1 protein-coding gene is annotated in these 1,299 nt (G+C 67.7%); it reads left to right on the forward strand.

Annotated features, from left to right (window positions below; genetic code table 11):
• Positions 1–1,128 (forward strand): BCCT family transporter (locus PLL68_RS04950; RefSeq protein ID WP_324532208.1); only part of this gene is annotated, 1,128 nt, incomplete at its 5' end.
• Between the last annotated feature and the right edge of the window lie 171 nt (positions 1,129–1,299).

Genomic DNA, 1,299 nt, shown 5'->3' on the forward strand with positions numbered 1-1,299 from the left:
GCCAAGACGATGGAGACCTTCCCGTTCGTCGACAACGCCGAGTGGATGAGCTACTGGACCCTGTTCTTCTGGGCCTGGTGGGTTGCCTGGGCGTCGTTCGTCGGGCTGTTCCTGGCGCGCATCTCGCGCGGGCGCACGATCCGTCAGTTCGTCGCCGGCACGATGATCATCCCGTTCCTCTACATCGTCATGTGGATCTCGATCTTCGGCAACGCCACCATCGAGCGGATCCGCGGTGGCGACGCCGAGTTCGCGACCATCGCCCAGGACTTCACCGGTGCGGGGTTCTACGAACTCCTCAAGGGGTACCCGGCGGCCAACGTCGTCATGGCGCTGGCGGTCTTCGTCGGGCTGCTCTTCTACGTGACGTCCGCTGACTCCGGTGCGCTCGTCATGGCGAACCTGTGCAGCCGGCTGGAGACCGGGTCCGAGGACGCCGCTGCGTGGCAGCGCATCCTGTGGGCGGCCGTGACCGGTCTGCTCACGATCGCGATGCTCGTCGTGGGCGGCATCGTGGCCCTGCAGTACGCGACGATCATCTTCGGCCTACCCTTCGCGTTCGTCCTGGTCCTCGTGATGCTCGGCCTCCTCAAGGCCCTGCGGCGCGAGGGACGCCGGGTCGACAGCGGCGCCCACACCATGTCGGCGAAGCTGTCCGCCCGTGGAAGCGACGGTGACACCCAACCGGCATCCCTATGGAAGACCCGGTTGGCGCGGCTGACCAACTTCGTGGACCGAGCGGACGCCCAGACTCATCTCGAGGGCGTCGTGCGACCAGCCCTGGACGAGGTCGCCGAGGAACTCGGGCGACTCGGAGTCGATTCCGAGGTCACGTCGGACCTGGTCGGTCCGGAGGGCGCCGAGCAGCCAGCCGTCACCCTGCGCACGCTGTCCGAGGACGAGCCGTTCATCTACCGGGTCGTCCTCACCGAGGGGCCAGTCCCCACGTACGGCGGACGGATGATCCAGGCCCGCGACACCCATGCCCGCCTCGAGGTGCACCTCGAGGAAGGTGGTCAGGACTACGACGTCATGGGCTACAGCCGAGGGCAGGTCATCCACGACTGCCTGGACAACTACGAACAACACCTCCAGTTCCTCCGTCTGGGCAGCCCCACCAAGGGCTGACCCACCGGACAGGAGGGGGCCGGATGCCGGGGTGCCACGACGCGCGGCACCCCGGCATCCGGCGTGTCGGGACCCCAGCGGTTGACGGGCCGGGTGACCGGGGTCACACTCGATGCCAGTTGCGGAGGACGCGACGGGTTGCGAGGTGAGCAACCACGACCGAGGGAGAGT

The organism is Ornithinibacter sp., from assembly GCF_035443565.1.
GTDB lineage: Bacteria > Actinomycetota > Actinomycetes > Actinomycetales > Dermatophilaceae > Fodinibacter.